We start from the raw sequence: 19,946 nt of genomic DNA, 5'->3' as shown, positions 1-19,946 counted from the left end.
GATACGTCTTTCCTTATAATGAAGGCAAGACGATGAAAGAGAGGCACATTATGCAAACAGGACTATATCGTTACGCCTTTCCCCTTAGTATCAGCCTGTTGCTCGCTGCATGCGGAACAGCTGATCAAACGGGTGCTCCAAAAACAGAACAGACGAATCACGGAGATCATGCGGACCATGCCAGCCACGGTGCTGGTGATCAACTCGAGAAGACCGCGGGACCAGACACGTTACCCGCTTTTCTGAACGAACAGGATGAGTCGATCCAGACGATTTACCGCTCCGTCGCTAAACATCCTGATCTCTTGAAGAAGATGCCTTGTTATTGTGGTTGCGGTGAATCTGCTGGTCATACAAGCAACTATGACTGCTTCATCGAGGAGCAGACTGCTAGTTCCACGACCTGGACGACGCACGGCATCACGTGCGGCACGTGTCTCGATATCGCAGCACAGTCGATTGTCGCTTATCAAAAAGGTAGCTCCGTCAAGGAAATCCGGACTGCCATCGATCAAGCTTATAAAAAGACCGGTGTCACACCGACGCCAACTCCGGCACTCTAATAAACAGTCCGCCCTCCTCGCGATGAACGTCAGGAAAGGCGGACTGCTTTTTTTATGTTCTTTTTTCTGTCTCATGTGGAGCGCATTTGACTTCCAGCACGCAAAACGAGCGGTCGACCCGACAACAGCTCATCCAGTTGATAGTACGTATGTGCCCGAATCGGTCGATCCGTTCGTGGCAGGTGACGGAGTTCGTATGCTACTTCGAGTAAGTAAAATTTGTATTCCTCCCCTTCATCAAAACCGAAGCTTGCGCGCCGTTCTTCGATATACGCAAGGACACGCTCCTGTTGCGAGAACGAGAGCCGCTGGACTTGTGGGGCAAGTGCCTCGTGCGGAGAGAGCACGATTTCCCGCTCCGTGCGATACAGTCGATGCATGACGCCACCACTTTGACGCAAGGCAATCAAACGCGCGGGTCGATATGGACGTGGGTGCGGATGCGCATGGACGAGGTAACGTTCAATCGTGACTTGAGTCGGTCCTGCCGGTAGAGAGATGACGTCATACATACAAAATCGCTCCTTCTCAAAAAATAATAGCTACTCTCATATGCTACCATATCTATCCAGCATTCTTACGTTGACGACAGAAGGGGAATCCGTTTTCAAAGTTTCGCAATTGGTTTTAAGACCGAGCGGGGGTGGAACAGATGGAGAGAAACGATTCCTATCTGGAAAGGATGATTGTCGATGTCGAATATGTCCGCTGTCGGTTTCCACCGACACTTACCACTAACGGAACAAGAGAGTCTGATTGATTTAGAACTGCCACGCCCGGAAGCAACCGGACACGATTTATTGGTTGAGATCAAAGCCGTATCGGTTAACCCGGTCGATACGAAAGTCCGTGCTCACGGGAAAGACGAAGACGCCCCGAAGGTCATCGGTTACGATGCAGCCGGAGTCGTCGTTGAAGTCGGCGATGATGCCTCCCTCTTCCAAGTCGGTGATGAAGTCTATTACGCCGGTGCGATTCAGCGCCCTGGGTCAAACAGTGACTTCCAACTCGTCGATGAACGGATCGTCGCCAAAAAGCCGGAACGGTTGACGTTCAGTGAAGCCGCTGCTCTCCCGTTGACGACGCTGACAGCTTACGAAGCATTGACCGATCGTCTCGGATTGACGTTTGATGCTAAGTCGAATCTCGAGAAGACGATTCTCATCATCGGAGCCGCTGGTGGTGTCGGTTCAATCGCGACACAACTCGCAAATCACGCTGGACTAACTGTCATCGGAACGGCGTCACGCGACGAGACGATTGAGTGGGCGAAGGAACACGGTGCACATCATACGATCAATCACCACGAGGCATTCCGTCCTCAGCTGGAAGCCCTCGGCTACAAATACGTCGACTATATCTTCTGTCTCAATGCGACGGACCAACATTTTGAGACGATGGTCGATGTAATTGCACCGCAAGGGAAAATCTGTAGCATCGTCGAGACAGATCAAAAACTCGATTTAAGTGCGCTCCAACAAAAGAGTGCGACGTTCGTTTGGGAGTTCATGTTCACGCGTCCGCTGTTCGAGACAGAGGACATGATCCGCCAACATGAGATTCTGACGCAAGTCGCAGCATGGATCGAAGAGCATACACTCGAGACGACGGTCACACAGACGCTAATCGGCATGAATGCCGACAACCTAAAAGAAGCACATCGTCTTGTCGAAAGCGGAAAAACGATTGGGAAGATTGTCGTCGAACATCATTAATGGGCATCGGAGCAGGATGGGAGTAAGATCCCGTTCTGCTTTTTTGTCGTTCTTTGTTTTCTTTGTGAACCTGAATCTCTTACTTTGAAGATAATTTAAGCATTATGACTATATTTATTCGTCTAAAAAATGTACGATTACGGTAACAAATATTCCAATGTAATACATCTAATCGACGCTTGATACACATAGACAAAGGAGCATCCATAATCCATATGCGAAAATGGTTCAATCAAAAGATCAGCCGACAGATCATGTCGTCGTTTTATCTCATTCTTATCACACTATCGATCTCTTCCCTGGCTGCTTATTTTTACACGAACCACCAAGTCACGGATGCGAAACAGGAGCTCGATGCGATCAGCTTACGTGAAGATCGAGCGACGAAACTTTGGGACGATTGGCAGTCCCTTCAATACGAGATGCGGGGCTATATCGTCTTCGGTGACGATGCCGTGCTCGACGTGATTGATGAAAAAAAAGCCTCACTTGAACAACAGACCGCTTGGTTTGAGAAAAATCGTCTCTACAAAGCGGATCAAATCTATGCGTCTGATATCCGGTCGCTCTATAACTCGTATACGAACTTCGTCATGCCAAGCTTGATTAAATATGTTCAAGCGAAGCAGTCAGGCACGATCGACGAACGTTTCTTGCAGATGCCGAGTCTGAAGGCGATGATGCCAGAAGTGCCACGGGACCCGAACCGGAAATTCAAGATGAATGCCTCGAATAGTGAGACGATGCGTAAAAGCGTCAACACGATGGAGAGCACGTTCACGAACTACCGGAGTAGTCTCCGTGCGAAAGAACTTGGTGCAAAAGAACAACTCGTCACCCAGACGAAGTATGCTGAGTGGATTTGGCTCGTCAATTTGCTCGTCCTATTCCTTGTTATCTTGCTGATCGTCCGCCCGTTCATCGAACGGACGACGCGACAGATCCATCTTCTTAGCAAGGAGAGTAAACTTCTTGCAAGCGGTGAGCATACGTTACCGTTGATTCCACTCAACCGTGCTGACGAGATTGGTGAATTGAGTAAATCGTTCCATCAGATGGCGACAGCTTTGATTGAAAACAAACATCAATTGATGTCAACGAACGTCAATCTCGAAGATGCCTTAAAACTGACGCAACGGAACGAGTCCCACTTGCGTCTACGGAATCAATTGACGGAGACACTGGCGTCGCGCGATAGCATCAGCGCTTATCCTTCTGTCATCCAAAAGATGGTTGAGATCACGCAGTCTGATCAAGGCGCACTGATCTTTAAAGAAGGAACAAAAGTCATCGATATCGTCTTTTATCCACAGACACCGCTCACAGTCGAGGATTGGATGCCAACGATTAAGCCGTTATTGCGTGAGTCGCGACAAGATAAACGACCGCATACACAGTTCGAGGACGAAGTCGCACGCGCTGTCACACCGGTTCTTGATCCGAGTCAAAATGAGATCATCGCCTATATCTTCTTGTCCCGCGATCAGGATCGGTTTGATCGTTACGAACAGGAAGAACTAGCCGCCTTCGCGCGCCAACTGGCATTGTCACTCTTGCGGATGCGGACGTTCGACGAGATTGAACGTGAGCGGGAAAAAACGGCGCGACTATTGAACTCGATTCGTGAATCGATCGTCTATATCGAACCCGAAGGCGATATTCAATTGATCAACCGACCATTGCTCGATCTGTTTGACCATCCGGTTGATGACAGTATCGATGAGAACGGACTGATGAACATCACTCCGTCTGTCGTCCAACTTAAGCATCGCGTCGACCAACTACCGGAATTCGAACGTTACTTGAAAAAGACGTTCGTTCAGCGTGAAATCGGTGAAGGAATCACCTTCTCAATCGATCACGAGCGACGCTTCATCAAGACGTATTCCGAGAGCATTCATTATGGTGGACAGTTCCGCGGGATTCTACTCGTCTTACGTGACGTGACGAACGAAGTCGAGATTGACCGGATCAAAAACGAACTCGTCTCGACGATCTCGCACGAACTGCGGACACCACTCTCGTCGATCTATGGCTTTACTGAGCTGATGATTCAGCGTGACCTGCCACCGAAGCGACAGAAGAAGTATCTCGAAGCGGTCCATTCGGAAACAGAACGTCTTTCGCTGTTGATCAATGACTTCCTCGACCTGCAACGGATGGAAGCAAACCGTCAGGAATATGAGATGGCACCGTTTGATATCGTCGCGATGATTCGGGATTTGAAACAGTTGCATAGCCTGTCGTCGTCTTCCCACGCGATTGAAATATTCCGAAACGTCGAACCGCTGATCGTCGAAGGGGATGCGAAGAAGATTCGCCAATTGTTCAGTAACCTGATCAACAATGCGATCAAATACTCACCAGCTGGTGGAACGATCGATATCCAACTGACGCGACACGCGTCACGTGTCACCGTCGCGATTCAAGATGAGGGTATCGGGATTCCTGCTTCTGCGATGAGTAACTTGTTCCAAAAATTCTATCGTGTCGACAATTCGGACACCCGTCAAATCGGCGGTACTGGTCTTGGGCTCTCAATCTGTCGCGAAATTGCGCGTGGGCATGATGGAGAAATCCATGTCGAGTCGATCGAAGGACAAGGTTCGACGTTCACAGTCGAACTTCCGTTGACGCAAAATACATGATGCATATGAAAAAGCGCCAGAATGCGAATCAGCATTCCGGCGCTTTTTGAATTAGGTAATGTTATGAGTTGAGACGGCTTGCCACTTCAATCGTCCGTTTCGCTTGATGGCGCACGGCTGGTTCGACCGATTCGACCATGTTGCCGTCTTGGTCGACAGTGACCGATGTACCATATGGATTTCCGCCCGCTGCGAACAAGACAGGATCCGAATAACCTGGTGCTGCAACGATTGCACCCCAGTGGAACATCGTCGTATAAACTGCGAGAACAGTCGCTTCCTGACCGCCATGCGGATTCTGTGCCGACGACATCGCACTGACGACTTTATTAACGAGTTTGCCTTGTGCCCACAGTCCGCCTGTCGTGTCGAGGAACTGTTGGAATTGTCCTGGGACATGACCGTAACGTGTCGGGACGCTAAAGATAATCGCATCTGCCCAGTCGAGTAGATCCCGTGTCGCTTCTTCGATATCACGTGTGGCATCCGCATGCTTTTGCCACAATGGGTTCGAAGCAATCGCTTCTGCTGGGGCTGTCTCCTTGATTTTCGCAAGGCGGACTTCTGCTCCTGCCGCTTCTCCCGCTTCTTTTGCCCATGAGGCAAGTTGATGGTTCGTTCCGGTTGCGCTGTAATAGATGACCGCTAGTTTCACGTTTGACATGACTTCGCTCCTTTTTTAAAAGACAGTGACGGACGATGGACGTACACGCTTTCTATTCCCGCTTTCTGCGCAAATTAACGTCAATTGTTTGAATTCAAGAGGAAATATAGACCAATTTTTCGACTACATCATGGAACAAGCGAACATGGCTGTCCACATCTGGGCGTTCCACCATTAAACGTTTAGGGTAAAGAACGTGTGACGACACACGTAAGGAGTACTGACCATGGCGATTCGCTACACCCTTTATCTGTTACTCGGCATGCTGAAGTTCATGCTGTTTAGTTACTTTACAAAGACCGATCTTTCGCTCCATTTAACACTCATGAACCTGGCCGGGATGCTGATCCTGTCGAGCTGGACGTTACTGATTCCGTGGAATAAACGCCGCTGGGTCTGGCTCGGTCTACTGCTCGCGCACAGTTTTCTACTGGCTTCCGACATGTGGTACTATCGTTACTTCGAGGACTTTCTCTCCGTCTCGCTCCTCTCACAGATGACGCAGATGAGTGACGTCAGTAGCGGCTTCACCGCCTTGATCGTACCGCAAGACTTCCTCTTGTTCGCTGATAGTTTGATCTTTGTACTACTGCTTTTTGTTTTCCACAAACGACCGGAAGTGACGACGAAGCAAACACGACGCCGGACGGCGGGAATCCTTGCAGTCAGTGGTATCGTCTTGTCTGCTTCGCTACTGACGTACCGGACGCTAACGGAAGAGCGTCAACCGACGGCAACGATCTCCGATATGCGTGACTACTACCTGTTTGGCTTTTGGGGTTATCACGGATGGGATGTGTTTAAAGGCGTGACTGGACGACCCGGCGACGGACTGACGGCACAGGAACAACAGCGCATCAATCAAAAGGAACAGACGAATCCAACGGGTCCGAAGCAGACGCCAAATATCATTCTGGTGCAGCTCGAGTCGTTCCAGGCTTCAGTCATCGACCAGACCATCAACGGTGAAGAAGTGACGCCGAACCTGAATCAATTGAAGAAGGAATCACTCTACTTCTCGTCGTTCTACCACCAGACGCATGAAGGACGAACTTCGGACGCTGAGTTCATCACGAACACGTCACTTTATCCATTAAAATCAGGCTCTGTCTATACGCGATATCCGACGAATGAATTCGAGCCGCTCCCTGCATTACTTGAGAAAAACGGATACGATACGGCAGCGATGCATGCCTACGAAAAAGGCTTCTGGAATCGTGACGATGTCTACAAGAACATCGGTTTTAAGCACTTCTTCAGCCAAAAGGATTATTCAAAAGAGAAGAAAATCGGCATGGCACTGAACGATCAACAGTTCTTCCTCGAATCGATTGATCACATGGAGACGTTGCAAGAACCGTTCTTCTCGTTTTTAGTCGCGCTGACGAGTCATACACCGTATGAAATTGACAAGGAAGACCAGACGCTTGATCTATCTGGTTATGAGGATCCAATGCTGAAACGGTATTATCAGACCGTCCATTACGTCGATACCGGTGTCGGAAAGATGATCGACGAGTTGAAACAACGCGATCTTTGGGATCAGTCTCTCGTCATCTTTTATGGCGATCACGATAGTGGACTTGTCAATGAAGACAGCGAGATGCGCAAAAAAGCGGATATCTCGTCCCCGGTTGCTGCCTTTGAACTCGAGCGCCGCATCCCACTCTTCATCAAAAAACCCGACCAGCAAACCGGTCGGGTCATGAAAGAGAATGGCGGACAGATCGATATCGCACCAACAATCATTGATCTATTGAATCTTAAGACGTCCTATATGATGGGACAATCCCTCGTCGATGATCAACCGAATCTGACCGGCTTCCGTGATGGTTCGTTTCGCTACAAGGACTATTACTATGAAGCGGATTTGACGAAAGCATCCGGTGAAGGCACCTGCTATGACGTCTCGACAAAAAAGAAAGTTGAGCTGAAGTTCTGTCGAAATCAAGTCAAGGATGTGAGTAAGCAGTTAAAGCTGTCGGATAAGATTATTGAGGAGAATGAACTGGAGTAATCAAAGGACATCTGATTTTCTTAAAATAAACAAGCCTGACTTCTCACTAGACGTGAAGAAGGTCAGGTTTGTTTATTGATTGTTATCTCCACCTATCCTCGAGCCCATCAATAGCAAGTAAAATGGTCTTCGATCCATTGCCATTCTTCGTCAAACAAGACTTCTCTTTTTGTTTGAATGATCCAATGAAATAATTTAGGAATCGCCTGATGGGAATGCTGGTATCGATGTAAAAATCGAAGAGCGATTAGGACTTCATCTGTTTGTATTTGTCGCGTTCGCTTCAATAATATTTGTACACGTTTGATCACCGGTTCAATCGCTACTTCATCACCATGTCGCTCGATTGCGACTAACGCATACTCTCTCACATTGCTAGATCGATCTTTTAGTCCATGCAAAAATATCGAAAGATCTAACCCATTTCCAAGTTCACTTAGCGTTGCTAAAGCCGAATGTCTCACGTCTCCTCGAGAATGATCCAACAAAGGAGTCAAATAAGGAACGGCTCGCTCTGTTCCAATCGTGGCTAAAACAAAATTAGCACTCATGATATCAAAAGAGTTATTTGATGTCGTAATCAAACGAATTAGCACATCCTCTGCTATCTCATCTCGACAGGCTCGCAATGCTTGAATCGCAGCTTCTCGAACTGACGACCGAGAATCGTCTATATATTTTACGATTCGTTCTGTATCAGGAATGCATTGCTGTTTTGCTAGTTCTTCCAAAATGCTTTCGAGAAGACTCGGCTTTGTCTCTTGCTCCAGTTTTTCAAGCAGTAACATCCCTGCACGAACATCTCCCGAATTCACACCAATCGTCCCAATCATAAAATAAAGATGTTGTTTTTGTTCTGCTTGTTTCACTTTATCGAGTAAATCGTTCAATATCGGAAGCATCTTCGCGTCCCTAAATTGACGGACTCTTGCATAAGCTAAGTCGGATGGTGAGCCTTCGTTCGTATAGCACTTCAATTCTTCATGATAGAGGTATTCTTCATCAGACATCTGTTCAACTAAATATAAAATCTCATCGTCCTTCATATTTTGTAGTTGCTCCTTAACCCTTTAAATATCTATTTAACTTTGTTCTAAAGCAAACTGAATTAATTGATACGATAGCCAGAACATTAAGCATCCTATTCCAAAATCTAGTACTTTCCACGCTTTTGGTTGTTTAAACACAGGAATGAGCCATCTCGATCCATATCCTAATCCAAAAAACCAGACAAATGAGGCAATCAAAGCTCCGATCAAGAAATTGACTTTTTGATCAAATGTCAAAGTCCCAGCTATACCACCAATGATGACGACCGTATCTAAGTAGACATGTGGATTTAAAAGTGTAATCGCTAATGTGAGTAAGATCGTTTTGTGAATAGGCATGATTTTAGAATCTGTTGAAACATTCATTGTATGTGATGACGAAAATGCACTACGAAAAGATTTAAATCCATACAAGAGAAGAAACAGTCCTCCAACAATCGCAAGTCCAATATTTGCAAACGTATTATTCTTAATGACGGTACCAACTCCCAGTACGCCCGCACACATCAACAACACATCGCACAAGAAACATACTAGCGCCACCCAGAAAATATTGTTTTTAAGTAAACCTTGTTTAAGGACGAACGCATTTTGAGCGCCGATTGCGACGATGAGTGTACCCGAGGTTACTATGCCTTTTAAAATTTCATTCACTTGACGTCTCCTCTCTCGTTATCGCTATCTTTATTTTTAAATTGATGAATACTGTTTATGTAATTCTTTCAACTATTAAGTATACTATCGCAAACAAAAAGTACCGAACCCTATTTACTAGGATTCGGTACTTTTAGATGAAATGTCTTACATCATGCCGCCCATTCCACCCATGCCGCCCATATCAGGCATTGCAGGAGCAGATCCGGCTGGTTCTGGTTTATCGGCGATGACGGCTTCCGTCGTCAAGAACATCGCTGAAACGGACGCTGCGTTTTGAAGTGCTGAACGCGTTACTTTCGCTGGATCGACGATTCCTGTCTCGATCATGTCGACATACTCGTCCGTTGCCGCATTGTAGCCCATTCCTGGCGCTTCATGCTTGAGACGCTCGACGATGACCGAACCTTCTTGACCTGCGTTTTCCGCGATTTGACGAAGCGGTGCTTCAAGTGCGCGAAGCACGATGTTGACACCTGTTGCTTCGTCACCTGTTGAGACCGACAGAATCGATTCGACGGCTTTCTTAACGTGAATGAGAGCTGTTCCCCCACCTGCTACGATACCTTCTTCGACCGCTGCGCGTGTCGCGTTAAGTGCATCTTCAATCCGGAGCTTGCGTTCTTTGAGTTCTGTCTCGGTTGCTGCCCCGACTTTGACGACTGCTACGCCGCCTGCGAGTTTCGCCAGACGCTCTTGTAATTTCTCACGATCGAAGTCACTTGTCGTCTCTTCGATTTGCGCACGGATCGTACCGACACGTGCTTCGATCGAATCCCCGTGTCCGTGACCTTCGACGATTGTCGTGTTGTCTTTTGAGACGACGACTTTCGACGCGCGACCGAGTTGCGTGATTTGTGTTTCTTTCAGATCAAGACCGAGGTCTTCTGTGATCAATTCTGCGCCTGTGACAATTGAAATGTCTTCAAGCATTGCTTTCCGGCGGTCACCAAAGCCTGGTGCTTTGACTGCTACCGCGTTGAACGTACCACGGAGTTTGTTGACGACGAGTGTCGCCAGTGCTTCGCCTTCAACGTCTTCTGCGATAATAAGGAGTGGTTTGTTTTGTTGAACGACTTGCTCGAGGACTGGAAGAATCTCTTGGATGTTCGAGATCTTTTTGTCCGTGACGAGGATGTACGGGTTCTCAAGGACCGCTTCCATCTTATCTGAATCCGTAATCATGTATGGTGACGCGTAACCACGATCGAACTGCATGCCTTCGACGACGTCGAGTTCTGTCGTGAAGCCGCGTGATTCTTCGATCGTGATGACACCATCTTGACCGACACGTTCCATCGCTTCTGCAATCAATTGACCAACTTCTTCGTCTGCTGCTGAGATTGCTGCGACTTGGGCGATTGCTTCTTTACCTTCGATTGGTTTTGCGATCGTGTGCAACTCTTCGACAGCGCGACGGACCGCTTTTTCGATTCCTTTACGGATGACCATCGGGTTTGCGCCCGCTGTAACGTTTTTAAGACCTTCACGAATCATCGCTTGTGCGAGGACTGTCGCTGTTGTCGTACCATCCCCTGCGATCTCATTCGTTTTTGAGGCAACTTCTGCAACGAGTTTTGCACCCATGTTCTCGAAATGATCTTCGAGTTCGATTTCTTTTGCGATCGTCACACCATCATTCGTGATGAGTGGTGAACCGAACTTCCGCTCGAGGACGACGTTGCGTCCTTTTGGTCCGATCGTGACTTTGACTGCATCCGCTAATGCGTCGACCCCGCGGAGCATTGCTCGACGTGCTTCTTCACTGAATAAAATGTCTTTTGCCATGACTGAAATCCCCCTTTAGATGATTGACTGAATTACTCGGCTACTGCCAAAATATCGCTTTCGCGTAAAATTAAGTATTCATTGCCGTCGACTTTGACCTCTGAACCGGCATATTGTGCATAGATGACGTGATCTCCGACACTCACTTCAAGTGGTACACGTACGCCTTGCTCTGTCACACGGCCTGTACCGACAGCGACGACTTTACCCTCTTGTGGTTTTTCTTTCGCTGACCCAGGAAGAACGATTCCTCCGAGTGTTGTTTCTTCTTTTTTAACGACTTCGATCACGATGCGATCACCAAGTGGTTTTAACATGCGAAACATCCTCCTTGAAAATGACTGTTTTTTAGCACTCACTTTAGTTGAGTGCTAACATATTTTTATCTTATACGCTTTCTCTTCTGAATTCAAGCCTGAACCTTTATCCGTTTTCCCGAAATCGACACCTTTGAATCATCGTCAATCGTGCGCCAAGACCGTTTGTTTGTTACAATCGGGACAGTACCTTCATTACAAAGGAGTTGTGTCCTGTACGATGAAAAATCCAATCAGTCTGCCTTTCGTGATGGCGGAGAAGTGGCAAAAGCGTCACGTCATTCCGATCATCATCTATCTGATCGTCCAATTGGTTCCGGGTTCGTTCCAGTATTTCCTTCCGAAAAACGTCATTGCTGACGTCGCCGGTTGGTGGCTTGCGATCGGCTTCACGGTCGCCGTCATCGTCTCCTACTACTGCCTGCGTCCCGATTGGCAGAAGTGGAAGGCAGAGGGACGTCAAACCGATCCGATGGATACGTTGAAATGGATCGGAATCGGGATCGTGCTCCTGTATGCGCTCTTGATCAGCGTCAACTTGATCGATGCCTGGATGGCAGGCGGGATCGAGAATGTCGCGAAATCGCAAAATACGGATCAGATCATCCAAGCGATCCAAGTCATCCCACTCCTTCAAGTCATGGTCGTTCTGCTCGGACCGATCATGGAAGAGTTCTTGTTCCGGCATATCCTGTTCGGGAATCTCTCCTCGAAGCTCGGTTTCTTCTTCAGCTTCATCTTGACGGGTGCCTTGTTCGGACTGATTCACCAAGACAACAAATTTTTAATCTATGTCGCGATGAGTTTTGTCTTCTCGCTCGTCTTCGTCAAGACGCGCCGGATCATTGCTCCGATCGCCATCCATGTCTTTAACAACGGAATCGTCGTACTCGCCATCTACGCGATGTCTTAATTTACGAAAGGTCGTGTTTTCATGCGTCAAAGCTCGAACTTCATGGCAGCATTCTATGCCATATTCGGTATTCTCTTCATGTTCCTCGCCTACAACAACTCGGTCGAAGCAGGAACGGTCTTTAACTTCTGGACGATCCTGCTGACGTTGTTTGCCGCGATCGACTTCTACCGTCTCTACTTGATCTTCCGCTTCCGCGCAGCAGCAAAGAAGATGATCAAGAAGGAACAGGACAAAAAGAACGACAAACAATAAAAAAACGAGATTTCCGTCAGACGGGAATCTCGTTTTTTGGTTTATTCTTTCGCTTGACCCTTGCGGTAGGAATCGATGATCGTCTTCGCCACATCGAGACTCAACCGTTCATCTAAGACCAAGTTCTTGATCATATTGACGAACTCGACATCCTCTTGCTGCACCGAATCAATCCGCTCGATCAACTGGTTCAACTTCGCCCGGACGGTCGGGTAGGATACTTGATAGGCCGTTGCCATATCCTTCAATGAACCAGAGCTCAAGACGAACTTGCGGATGAACTCGAGATGCTCCTGTTCGAGTGCCAGTACCCAAGCGGGCACGTCTTGTCGTTCCATCGTGTTCCCTCACTTCTCTTACAAATCTTGAATCTCCATTCGTTCTTTTTCACGCTTCAGTTGCTTGCGACGTGAGTTAACTCCCATCTCGGCCATTGAGATCATGAGTGATAAACAGGCAAACGTTCCCATCCGAATCACTGACTCCCGATCCGACGTGTGTGGTCCTGTTCCGAAATACCAGTAAATTCCGAGCCCGATGATGATCGCTGGAATGATGAGGCTCCAGACTCTTCCTCGCCGTGCTAAATAAAATTGTACGATACAGACTGTGACAATACCAATGACGATTCCTACCGTTTCCATCCTATCGCCTCTCCCCTATGATTATATCAATAATATTAACTTTATAATTAATAATATTCAACATAATTTTAACTATAATCAAAAATAAGGGATTTTATTTAAAAATAATCGACTTTAATCTATTTTCAAGGACGAAAAAAAGAAGGACTGACGATTCAGTCCTTCCTTATATTTACGACAATCACGCACTGCGGACGTCGTCTTTTTTACCTTCTGTCGACATGAACGTCTCGAGTTGGTCTTCGTCAAGGACACCTTCCCACTTCGCGATGACGAGTGAAGCGAGCGTGTTTCCTGTGACGTTGACGACCGAGCGCATCATATCCATGATTCGGTCAATCCCCGCGATGAAGGCAAGTCCTTCTGCCGGGATACCGACCGTACCGAGTGTTGCGAGTAAAACGACGAATGAGACGCCAGGAACGGCAGCCATCCCTTTTGATGTCAGCATTAAGACGAAGACAAGCGTCAGCTGTGTTCCAATCGAGAGATCAATCCCGTACATCTGTGCGATGAACAAGGCTGCGAGCGCTTGATAAAGCGCAGATCCATCAAGGTTAAACGAATAACCCGTCGGTACGACGAAGCTAACGATTGATTTCGGAACACCCATCTTCTCGAGTTTTTCCATGATCCGTGGCAGTACCGTCTCAGACGACGCCGTCGAATACGTCAGCAAGAGCTCATCCTTAAAGATACGCGTGAAATCAGATACCCGAATGCCAACCCACTTCATGATGGCACCGAAGACGACGACCATGAAGAGAAGCGCTGTGACGTATAACGTCGCAATCAATTTAAACAATGAACCGAGCGATTCAATCCCGAACGTCGAGACCGTGACACCGATTAAAGCGAAGACACCAATCGGCGCAAATTTCATGACGATATTGACGAGATTGAACATCGCTGCTGCGACGCCTTCAAAGAAACGAACGACCGGTTGGCCCTTCTCTCCTGCAAAACCGACACCGAGTCCGAATAAGACCGAGAAGAAAATAATTGCAAGCATGTCACCGCGGACCATCGCGTCCAAGATGTTCGTCGGGACGATGTTGACGATCTTGTCGACGAGTCCTGCGTCTTGTGTCGTCTCTTCCGTTTCGACATATGTCGAAATGTCCGTTTTATCGAGTGTCGACATGTTAATACCAGCACCCGGTTCAACGAGATTGGCTGCGAACAGCCCCGTGAAGATGGCGATCATCGTCACGATCGTGAAGTAACCGAGCGTTTTGACGCCAAGACGTCCGAGACTTTTCGGACTACCGACTGATGAGACACCGAGGACGATCGTCGTGAAGACAATCGGAACGACAATCATTTTCATCATCCGGATAAAGATGTCACCGATTGGCTTGAGCCACTCCGCGACATGGGGATTCCCATAAAATACACCACCGACTGTGATCCCGAGAATCAAGCCGATTAAAATTTGCCAGGCAAGACCAATTGGCTTACGTTTCGTAGTTGTCATACTCTTCCTCCTTATACATCCGTCTTACTTGTATCCTACATGTAGTGGAACATAAGTAGAATTTTGTCCTAAATACAGTACGTTGTCAAATCGTTCTGTTATAGTACAAAACTAGATTCTGTATAAAAAAACGTCCAAAATCCGCTTGTTTCCAAGCATTTTGGACGTTTGAACATTATTCAAGATTGTTGATTGACGCGTTCCTCAATCAACGCACGATTGCGTTTTTTAAAGACTTCGTTATGTGACGAGACCATCGCCACTTTTGGCGCTTCCGGCTCAATGAAGCGTTTTGCCCGGTTGACGGCATTCGCCGCATCTTGAAAGGCACCTGAGATCAAATGGACCTTCCCGTCGTGTGAAAGAATATCTCCGGCAGCATATAGTCCCGGTACACTCGACTCGCTCGCTGCGTTACCCGCGATATAGAAGTCATCGACCCGTGCGATATCGAGATCACAGGCGTCAAGCAGTGCCGCGTCCTGCTCGTAGCCGTGATTGATGATGACTTCATCAATTGGAATCTCAACGATTTCCTCTGTTTGACAGTCGATCAATTCGACTGATGCGATCCGTTGATGATCAGGACTTGCGATCAGCTTGTGAATCGTCGTGTTGAGGAGACAAACAGCCGAACTTTTAACGAGCTGGTCGACTTGCGCCTCGTGCCCCGAGAAACAATCCCGGCGATACGTGACGTAGACTTTTTTCGCGACCGGTTCGAGCTCGTTCGCCCAGTCGATCGCAGAGTTCCCACCACCTGAGACGATGACGGTCTTTCCTTTAAAGCGTTCAATCGATTTGACCGTATAGTTCAAGTTCGACACTTCAAAGCGTTCCGCACCTTCGACTTTTAATTTTTGTGGATTGAGGATGCCGCCGCCGACCGCGACGATGACCGTCTTCGAATAATGGATCCGACCCGATTCTGCCTCTAAGACGAAGTTGCCGAAGACGTCTTTTGCGATCGAGATGATCTTTTCATTCAATTGAACAGTCGGTTGGAACGTCAGTCCTTGTTCGACGAGTTGAGCCATGAGTTTTTCACCAGTGATCGGTGGCTGTCCGCCGACGTCCCAGATCATCTTTTCCGGATAGACGTGCAATTTTCCTCCGAGTTCTGCTTGATACTCGATCAATTTCGTCTTCATGCCCCGAAGACCACTATAGAACGTCGAATATAACCCTGCAGGTCCTCCGCCGATGATCGTTACGTCGAACAACTCCTGTTCCCTCATCTCACTCACTCCTCATCTTTGATTACGATTGATTATCATTCTCACTCCCTCATGATAACGTGAACATCTCTTGAACACAAGAAAAAATGTTGACAGCGTTTTTACAGGACTGGTATGGTTAATGAGACGATAGTGATAATCATTATCATTGAAAACGGAGAGAACAACGAAGGAGTCGTCGCGTATGGTACGTCTAGCAACAGAAGAAATCAATATCGGCTACGGTGATCGTCCCATCGTCAAAGACTTGTCCGTCCAAATTCCCGATCGACAAATCACGACGATCATTGGGGCGAACGGATGTGGCAAATCGACTTTATTGAAAGCGATGACACGGATCATTCCTCATCAATCAGGACGTGCATTGCTCGATGGTCTCGATATCGCCAAGGAAAGTACGAAGCTACTTGCCCGGAAAATGGCTATTCTGCCACAAACTCCAGAGAGCGCAAGTGGTCTGACGGTCGCAGAGCTCGTCTCATACGGTCGTTTCCCGTACCAAAAAGGATTTGGACGCTTGACGAAACACGATTACGAGATCATCGATTGGGCACTCGAAGCAACGGATACGATGGCATTCAAACATCGTCCCGTCGATGCGCTGTCGGGTGGTCAACGTCAACGGGTCTGGATTGCGATGGCACTCGCCCAAGAGACGGACATCATCTTCCTCGATGAACCGACGACTTATCTTGATCTCGCCCACCAACTCGAGGTACTCGAACTACTCGAGCATCTCAACCGGACTGAAGGACGGACGATCGTCATGGTCCTGCATGATTTGAATCAAGCGGCACGGTTCGCCGACTATATCATCGCCATGAAAAACGGTGAAGTCGTCAAAGCCGGAACGTGTGAGGAAGTCATCGCAAAAGACGTCTTACAAGAAGTATTCCATATCGATGCTGAAATCGGACGCGATCCGCGGACGAACAAGCCGATGTGTATCACCTACAACTTAATCAAGGGAGATTGAATCATGAAGAAACTACTTTTACCGGTTCTACTCATTCTCACGCTCGTCATCGCAGCGTGTGGCAATACGGAGAAAAAAGACGACGCAGCGTCTGGGTCGAAAAACGAGACGATTACGTACAAATCGGAGAACGGTGACATCAAAGTTCCGGCTAATCCAAAACGTGTCGTTGTTCTCGCTGGTTTTGCCGGCAACGTCATGGCACTCGACGTACCTGTCGTTGGTGTCGATTCGTGGTCAAAAGCGAATCCGAAGTTCGACAAGCTCAAAGATGTCACGGAAGTATCGGAAGAGAACGTTGAAAAAATCATCGAACTCGAACCAGACTTGATCATCGGCTACTCAACAACGAAAAACCTTGATAAAATCAAAAAGATTGCTCCGACGGTCACGTACACATACGGAAAAGTCGACTACTTGACGCAACATATCGAAATCGGTAAATTGCTCAACAAAGAGCAAGAAGCACGCGACTGGGTCAAAGACTTTAAAACACGCGCTGCTGCTGCCGGTAAAGACATCAAAGCAAAAATCGGTGAAGATGCTACTGTTTCTGTCATCGAAAGCTTCGATAAACAACTCTACGTCTTCGGCGATAACTGGGGTCGTGGAACAGAGATTCTCTATCAGGAAATGAAATTGAAAATGCCAGATAAAGTCACGAAGATGGCATTAAAAGACGGATACTACGCGTTGTCACCAGAAGTCCTTCCTGAATACGCAGGCGACTACCTCATCTTCAGTAAGAGTGCGGAAGCGGACAACTCATTCACGAAAACGGATACGTTCAAGAACATTCCAGCCGTCAAAAACGATCGTGTCTTCGAAGTCGATTCGAAGGAGTTCTACTTCAACGATCCGCTCACACTCGAACGTCAACTCGAGTTCTTCAAGAAAAGTTTCCTTGGCGCATAATGAATAAGGGAGGGAACCTGCGGGATCCCTCCCTTTTTTTTGCGGCTCACTCACTGAATCAGAAATGGAGGCGACATTCATGTCAGCTGGTCGAATTCCGTTCGGCATTAAAATCACACTCGGTCTCGTCCTCTTTTTCGGGATGTTCTGGATCGCAATGACGTTCGGTGCTGCCGATACGACGACGCGCGAAGTCTGGAACGCTTTGACGTTCGGACCGTTGAATGAAAAAGCAAAAATCGTCCAAGAAATCCGCTTGCCACGGGAACTGGCAGCAATCCTCGTCGGTGCGGCACTCGGTGTCTCAGGTGCCATCATGCAAGCAATGACACGCAATCCCCTCGCAGATCCTGGTCTGCTCGGTCTGACAGCAGGTGCGAATGCGGCACTGGCGCTCGTCATCGTCCTGTTCCCGAAAATTGACTACTTCGGGATCATGATCGCGTGTTTCGTCGGAGCAGCACTCGGGGCAGCACTTGTCTTTGGAATCGGCGCTTCGAAAAAAGGCGGCTTCTCCCCGCTCCGGATCGTCCTTGCTGGTTCTGCGATCTCAGCGTTTCTGTATGCGATTGCAGAAGGCATCGGGATTTACTTCAAGATTGCCCAAGATGTCTCACAATGGACGTCCGGGGGACTCGTCGGGTCGACCTGGGGACAACTGCAAGTCATTGCGCCAGTCATCGCAATTGGAATTTTGATTTCGTTCATTTTCTCACGACAATTGACAATCCTCAGTCTTTCGGAAGAAGTCGCGCTCGGACTCGGACAGAACATCCAGCGGATCAAAGCGGTCCTCTACGTCGTCGTCATCCTGCTTGCCGGTGCTGCCGTAGCCCTCGTCGGTAACATGGCATTCATCGGGCTGATGATTCCGCATATCGTCCGCGCGATCGTCGGGACGGACTATCGGTTCATCCTGCCGATGACCGCGATCTTTGGTGCGACGTTCATGTTGCTTGCTGATACGATTGGACGGACACTATACGCACCCTATGAGACGCCGGTCATCGCGATCGTTTCGATGCTCGGGCTACCATTCTTCCTCTTAATCGTTCGGAAAGGAGGGCGTGCTTTCTCATGATGGAATCTCGTTTACGCCGTCGCCAGCAACTGACGTTTTGGACGTTACTGGCACTATTGATCGCAACACTCGTCGTCAGCATCGGTCTTGGACCTGCTTCCCTGTCGTATGATCGTTTACTGCCGACGTTACTTGGAAACGGATCGTTCAAAGAGGAGTTCGTCCTCTATTCGCTTCGCTTGCCCCGACTGCTCATCACCGTCATGGCGGGAATGGCACTTGCCTTATCCGGTGCAATCCTTCAAGGGATCACACGCAACGAACTCGCTGATCCTGGTATCATCGGCATCAACACGGGAGCTGGCGTCGCCGTCGCCTTGTTCTTCCTGTACTTCCCAACCGATGTCGGGTCATTCATCTATCTGTTACCAATCGCTGCCTTCTTCGGTGCACTCGTCACCGCGACAGCGATCTACCTGTTCTCGTACGACCGTGTACAAGGACTCCAACCGATCCGCTTGATCTTAACGGGTGTCGGCTTCTCGATGGCACTGTCTGGAATCATGGTCATCCTGATTTCATCGACGCGTCGTGAAAAGGTCGACTTCATCGCCAAATGGCTCGCCGGTAACATTTGGGGAACGGACTGGATTTTCGTCTACTCGCTGTTACCGTGGTTACTCGTCTTGATTCCGCTCACGTTCTATAAGGCGAATAAGCTCAATCTACTTGCCTTGAATGAACCGGTCGCGATCGGTGTTGGCGTCGCGATTGAAAAAGAACGGATCCAACTCTTGTTGACAGCCGTCGCGCTCGCTGCTGCTGCCGTCTCCGTGACAGGGGGAATCTCCTTCATTGGTCTGATGGCGCCACATATCGCCCGTGCGCTTGTCGGACCACGGCATCAGTTCTTCCTGCCGATCGCCCTCTTGCTCGGCGGCTGGTTGCTTGCGTTCGCTGATACGATCGGACGCAACATCGCGGGACCAGACGGGGTACCGGCTGGGATCGTCGTCGCCTTGATTGGAGCACCATACTTCATCTATCTACTGTTGAAGAAATAATCAAAAATCCGTATCAATCAGCGTCTTT

Annotated in this window: 20 protein-coding genes; 10 read left to right on the top strand and 10 right to left on the bottom strand. The window is 48.3% G+C overall.

Annotation, left to right across the window (positions count from 1 at the left end; all coding sequences use genetic code 11):
* Positions 1 to 50: 50 nt before the first annotated feature.
* The gene (locus tag KNQ14_RS00225) at positions 51 to 563 is read left to right on the top strand and encodes a PCYCGC motif-containing (lipo)protein (RefSeq protein WP_023469578.1); all 513 of its coding nucleotides are present in this window, start codon (positions 51 to 53) and stop codon (positions 561 to 563) included.
* Between the two features lie 71 nt (positions 564 to 634).
* On the opposite strand, the gene KNQ14_RS00220 is transcribed toward KNQ14_RS00225, so the two are convergent.
* Entirely contained in the window at positions 635 to 1,075 is a 441-nt protein-coding gene (locus KNQ14_RS00220) for a hypothetical protein (protein ID WP_035395742.1), read from the bottom strand.
* A gap of 180 nt (positions 1,076 to 1,255) precedes the next feature.
* Between KNQ14_RS00220 and KNQ14_RS00215 the strand changes: the two genes are divergently transcribed.
* Positions 1,256 to 2,278 (top strand): zinc-binding alcohol dehydrogenase family protein, encoded by a 1,023-nt coding sequence (locus tag KNQ14_RS00215; RefSeq protein ID WP_055969375.1) that lies wholly within the window; start codon positions 1,256 to 1,258, stop codon positions 2,276 to 2,278.
* 215 nt (positions 2,279 to 2,493) lie between these two features.
* Positions 2,494 to 4,926 carry a HAMP domain-containing sensor histidine kinase gene (locus tag KNQ14_RS00210; RefSeq protein ID WP_214859178.1) on the top strand — a complete coding sequence of 811 codons (2,433 nt, stop codon included), beginning with the start codon at positions 2,494 to 2,496 and terminating at the stop codon, positions 4,924 to 4,926.
* 61 nt (positions 4,927 to 4,987) lie between these two features.
* On the opposite strand, the gene wrbA is transcribed toward KNQ14_RS00210, so the two are convergent.
* The gene (gene wrbA / locus KNQ14_RS00205; protein WP_214859176.1) at positions 4,988 to 5,590 is read right to left on the bottom strand and encodes an NAD(P)H:quinone oxidoreductase; all 603 of its coding nucleotides are present in this window, start codon (positions 5,588 to 5,590) and stop codon (positions 4,988 to 4,990) included.
* Positions 5,591 to 5,816: 226 nt separating this feature from the next.
* Between wrbA and KNQ14_RS00200 the strand changes: the two genes are divergently transcribed.
* Positions 5,817 to 7,607, top strand: coding sequence for an LTA synthase family protein (locus KNQ14_RS00200; protein WP_035395732.1), 1,791 nt, complete (start codon positions 5,817 to 5,819; stop codon positions 7,605 to 7,607).
* Between the two features lie 107 nt (positions 7,608 to 7,714).
* Here the strand turns inward: KNQ14_RS00200 and KNQ14_RS00195 are convergent, their stop codons facing one another.
* The 4 genes from KNQ14_RS00195 to groES form a co-directional block, all read right to left on the bottom strand.
* Positions 7,715 to 8,617, bottom strand: a complete 903-nt coding sequence (locus tag KNQ14_RS00195; RefSeq protein WP_203229904.1) for a HEAT repeat domain-containing protein — start codon at positions 8,615 to 8,617, stop codon at positions 7,715 to 7,717.
* Between the two features lie 72 nt (positions 8,618 to 8,689).
* Positions 8,690 to 9,310, bottom strand: coding sequence for a LysE/ArgO family amino acid transporter (locus tag KNQ14_RS00190; protein ID WP_035395728.1), 621 nt, complete (start codon positions 9,308 to 9,310; stop codon positions 8,690 to 8,692).
* A gap of 147 nt (positions 9,311 to 9,457) precedes the next feature.
* The gene (gene groL / locus KNQ14_RS00185) at positions 9,458 to 11,098 is read right to left on the bottom strand and encodes a chaperonin GroEL (RefSeq protein ID WP_214859174.1); all 1,641 of its coding nucleotides are present in this window, start codon (positions 11,096 to 11,098) and stop codon (positions 9,458 to 9,460) included.
* Between the two features lie 32 nt (positions 11,099 to 11,130).
* Positions 11,131 to 11,415: a co-chaperone GroES gene (gene groES / locus KNQ14_RS00180; RefSeq protein ID WP_023469587.1), complete on the bottom strand. Its 285-nt coding sequence runs from the start codon at positions 11,413 to 11,415 to the stop codon at positions 11,131 to 11,133.
* A gap of 220 nt (positions 11,416 to 11,635) precedes the next feature.
* Here groES and KNQ14_RS00175 point away from each other — a divergent pair, with 220 nt between their 5' ends.
* Together KNQ14_RS00175 and KNQ14_RS00170 are read left to right on the top strand one after the other, a co-directional pair.
* Positions 11,636 to 12,328 carry a CPBP family intramembrane glutamic endopeptidase gene (locus KNQ14_RS00175; protein WP_023469588.1) on the top strand — a complete coding sequence of 231 codons (693 nt, stop codon included), beginning with the start codon at positions 11,636 to 11,638 and terminating at the stop codon, positions 12,326 to 12,328.
* 21 nt (positions 12,329 to 12,349) lie between these two features.
* Positions 12,350 to 12,583 (top strand): DUF4305 domain-containing protein, encoded by a 234-nt coding sequence (locus KNQ14_RS00170; protein WP_214859172.1) that lies wholly within the window; start codon positions 12,350 to 12,352, stop codon positions 12,581 to 12,583.
* Positions 12,584 to 12,624: 41 nt separating this feature from the next.
* Here the strand turns inward: KNQ14_RS00170 and KNQ14_RS00165 are convergent, their stop codons facing one another.
* The 4 genes from KNQ14_RS00165 to KNQ14_RS00150 form a co-directional block, all read right to left on the bottom strand.
* A complete protein-coding gene (locus tag KNQ14_RS00165) occupies positions 12,625 to 12,921 on the bottom strand; it encodes a DUF2089 family protein (protein ID WP_023469590.1) in 297 nt (98 codons plus the stop codon).
* Positions 12,922 to 12,939: 18 nt separating this feature from the next.
* Positions 12,940 to 13,227 (bottom strand): hypothetical protein, encoded by a 288-nt coding sequence (locus KNQ14_RS00160; RefSeq protein WP_023469591.1) that lies wholly within the window; start codon positions 13,225 to 13,227, stop codon positions 12,940 to 12,942.
* Between the two features lie 181 nt (positions 13,228 to 13,408).
* A complete protein-coding gene (locus KNQ14_RS00155) occupies positions 13,409 to 14,704 on the bottom strand; it encodes a cation:dicarboxylate symporter family transporter (RefSeq protein WP_023469592.1) in 1,296 nt (431 codons plus the stop codon).
* Positions 14,705 to 14,883: 179 nt separating this feature from the next.
* Complete coding sequence (locus tag KNQ14_RS00150; RefSeq protein WP_023469593.1) at positions 14,884 to 15,942, bottom strand: NAD(P)/FAD-dependent oxidoreductase; 1,059 nt, start codon at positions 15,940 to 15,942, stop codon at positions 14,884 to 14,886.
* A 184-nt stretch (positions 15,943 to 16,126) separates the two neighbouring features.
* On the opposite strand from KNQ14_RS00150, the gene KNQ14_RS00145 reads away from it, so the two are divergent.
* From KNQ14_RS00145 to KNQ14_RS00130, 4 genes are all read left to right on the top strand, one after another.
* Positions 16,127 to 16,918 carry an ABC transporter ATP-binding protein gene (locus tag KNQ14_RS00145; RefSeq protein ID WP_023469594.1) on the top strand — a complete coding sequence of 264 codons (792 nt, stop codon included), beginning with the start codon at positions 16,127 to 16,129 and terminating at the stop codon, positions 16,916 to 16,918.
* 3 nt (positions 16,919 to 16,921) lie between these two features.
* Positions 16,922 to 17,833: an iron-hydroxamate ABC transporter substrate-binding protein gene (locus KNQ14_RS00140; RefSeq protein ID WP_023469595.1), complete on the top strand. Its 912-nt coding sequence runs from the start codon at positions 16,922 to 16,924 to the stop codon at positions 17,831 to 17,833.
* 79 nt (positions 17,834 to 17,912) lie between these two features.
* Complete coding sequence (locus KNQ14_RS00135) at positions 17,913 to 18,914, top strand: FecCD family ABC transporter permease (protein ID WP_023469596.1); 1,002 nt, start codon at positions 17,913 to 17,915, stop codon at positions 18,912 to 18,914.
* Positions 18,911 to 19,918, top strand: coding sequence for a FecCD family ABC transporter permease (locus KNQ14_RS00130; protein ID WP_023469597.1), 1,008 nt, complete (start codon positions 18,911 to 18,913; stop codon positions 19,916 to 19,918). The genes KNQ14_RS00135 and KNQ14_RS00130 overlap by 4 nt, the downstream gene beginning before the upstream one ends.
* Positions 19,919 to 19,946: the final 28 nt, after the last annotated feature.

This window comes from Exiguobacterium sp. s161 (assembly GCF_018619045.1).
GTDB lineage: Bacteria > Bacillota > Bacilli > Exiguobacteriales > Exiguobacteriaceae > Exiguobacterium_A > Exiguobacterium_A indicum.
The sequence above is the reverse complement of the archived record's forward strand: the minus strand, read 5'-3'. Positions and strand labels throughout refer to the sequence as shown.